We start from the raw sequence: 2,815 nt of genomic DNA, 5'->3' as shown, positions 1-2,815 counted from the left end.
ACATTGAAAATACAATTGTTCCCTTTATGTTAGCTTTGTGGTTAAAATATTTTTATATATACAAAAACCACACGGTTCTCAAGGATTCCACAAGGTTCACTATGAAACTTTGAACTCTTTGAACCCTCTTGAACCATAATGTTCACGAGGGATTCTATTATAATTTCTTAGGGATACTTGAAATCAGGTCAAAGTCAAACATTATACCCAGGTAAAAATTAATTTTCCATTGTTTTACGGTAGGAATTCCACCAGCAATGGAAGCCACGTTTGAGAATTCTTCACCTTCGTAAAAACCTTTCTGAAGCATATCGTATTCGCAGACGTTTATACCCGTATTGACATGAACAATATCAAAGAGTTTGAAACTGGGCCCGATGTAAAAATCCTTGAAAAGGTTAGCCCCGCCGAATCCCAGGAAGAAACCGGCATCATAAGATGTTTTTGAATCCTCCGTAGTCAAATCCTTCAATTTTATGGATGCACCTGTATAGTAATCAAATTCAAGATTTCCGGCATTTTTATTAATTAAAACTGCTTTTGACGGATCACTGGCACTGGGACCAAAAGCCCAATTTGGAGTCCTATAACTTCTGATGGCCACCCCCTGAATAAACCTTATCCTTTTTTTGCGGGCTTGTTGGGCCAAATCCTTGGCTTCCGACTCCTTAAGTTTTGCCTCAGCATCTTTCATGCGTTGCTCAACATATTTTTTCTCCTCCTGGATTTTTAGCAATTTAATATTAGCCGAATCCAAATTATTACGCAGGGATTCCGTCAACTTTGCCGTAGTTTCCCTTTCGTCTTCAAATTTCTCCAGGTCCTTATTTTTCTTTTGAATGTCAATTTCTTTATCATTGATATCTTTACGGAGATAGCTCAATTCCGAATCTCTGGCTTCAATTTTTACATTATTTGCCTGCAATGAACCTTCCAGTTTCACCTTATCGACAGTGGAATTATTGATGGCATCCTTATAAATCTGCTCCTTTTCAGCAAAAAGAGCCTCTTTTTCTTCCAGCGCTTTTACCTGTTTTTCGAGCAAAGCATTTTTCGACTGTAATTGATCCCCCAAATCCTTATTCATCTTGTTGAGTTGATCATTCATTTCAGAAAGTTCATTTTCTTTCCTTTGCAGTTCCAATTGTTTACCCTGTAAAAACATTTTTTCCTGAGTCAGGGAATCAACCCTTGTTTTCAACTGATTGGCCATAAAAGTTTTGTTAAGGAATTCAGCCTGCAACCTATTTATGCTGTCTTCCAATACAAGCTTTTCCTTCAATAATTGATGGTACTTTAATGAATCTTCTTTATTTTCATTCCTGGTACTTACATTTGAAAGTACTTTATTTCTTGAAGAATCGGAACTTACAAAAGGGGATAAAGCCCTGTCGATACTGTCGGGTTTAGTTTCGCCCAAACTTCTTTGATGGGTCAAACTAAAATTATTATTGATTTTCGAAGTACCGGATGCCCTCATTGTATCAGAAGTGGCGTAACTATTCTGACATATACAATTTGCCGACATGAAAAGCAACAAAAACAATACAATGCAATATATTTTCATTACAAATCCTATATTAATTAAACAAGGCAAAATTATTTAAAAACTGATGCAGAGGTTAAATTTTTGAAAGTTTTTATAGAAAAAGAATAACAATTCCAAATTTTTTGTTTTCTATAAGACAAAAATTTAAGTCAACAAGTAACTCTTCATTCCGCAACCTCTGCAAAACGAAAAATTAACCTTATCGAAAAAATAGAAAAGATAAAGAGACTAATCGAGTTGATACCGGAATGTGCCGTATTCACTTTTAATAGTCAGGTCTTTTTTATTGGAAGGTTCACAATGACCAACAATCCGGGCATCAATATTAAATTCTCCGGCAATTTGTATCACCTTCTCCGCATCCTTTGGCGAAAGATAAACTTCAAAACGATGGCCCATATTGAATACCTGATACATTTCCTGCCAGGAAGCCTGAGATTCCTCCTGAATGATTCTGAAAAGGGGAGGTACAGGGAAAAGGTCGTCTTTTATAACATGAAGATTATCAATAAAATGCAATATTTTTGTCTGAGCCCCGCCCGTACAATGAATCATTCCATGAACCTGGGGCCTCATCCGGTCAAGCAATGTTTTGACAACCGGTGCATAAGTCCTGGTCGGCGAAAGCACCAGTTTACCATAATCAACTCCAAGATTTTCGACCATAGCGGTAAGAGATTTTGTACCGCTGTAAACCAGATCTTCGGGAATGCCATTATCAAAACTTTCAGGATACCGGGATGCCAGGGAATGAGCGAATACATCATGGCGGGCAGAGGTCAATCCGTTGCTTCCCATTCCGCCATTATATTCGGTTTCATAAGTTGACTTCCCGAATGAAGCCAGTCCGACGATCACATCTCCAGCCTGGATTTTTTCGTTGGTGATCACATCAGAACGTTTCATGCGGCAGGTAACAGTCGAATCGACAATGATGGTGCGGACCAAATCCCCCACATCGGCAGTTTCGCCACCGGTTGATTTGATATTGACCCCCATTTCCCTTAATTTCTCGAGAAATTCTTCCGTACCATTAATAATGGCAGAAATCACTTCGCCGGGAATCTTATTTTTATTACGGCCAATGGTAGAAGAAAGCAGGATATTATCAACAGCGCCCACACAAAGCAGGTCGTCAATATTCATCACTATGGCATCCTGGGCAATACCTTTCCATACGGACAAATCGCCGGTTTCCTTCCAATACATATAAGCCAGTGATGACTTTGTTCCTGCACCATCGGCATGCATGATGTTGCAAAAATT

The 2,815-nt window shown here is 38.5% G+C and carries 2 protein-coding genes; both read right to left on the bottom strand.

What is annotated here, in order from left to right:
* Nucleotides 1-157 precede the first annotated feature (157 nt).
* The gene (locus tag Q8907_15550; protein ID MDP4275686.1) at nt 158-1,567 is read right to left on the bottom strand and encodes a hypothetical protein; all 1,410 of its coding nucleotides are present in this window, start codon (nt 1,565-1,567) and stop codon (nt 158-160) included.
* A 210-nt stretch (nt 1,568-1,777) separates the two neighbouring features.
* The coding region (locus Q8907_15545) for an AIR synthase-related protein (protein ID MDP4275685.1) at nt 1,778-2,815 on the bottom strand (1,038 nt) is incomplete at its 5' end.

The organism is Bacteroidota bacterium (assembly GCA_030706565.1).
In the GTDB taxonomy this organism is placed as follows: domain Bacteria; phylum Bacteroidota; class Bacteroidia; order Bacteroidales; family JAUZOH01; genus JAUZOH01.
Note: the sequence above shows the minus strand (reverse complement) of the source record. Positions and strands in the feature narration are given on the sequence as shown.

Coding starts and splice junctions, on each gene's coding strand:
- Q8907_15550 (MDP4275686.1), bottom strand. CDS start 1,567: ATGAAAATATATTGCATTGTATTGTTTTTGTTGCTTTTCATGTCGGCA.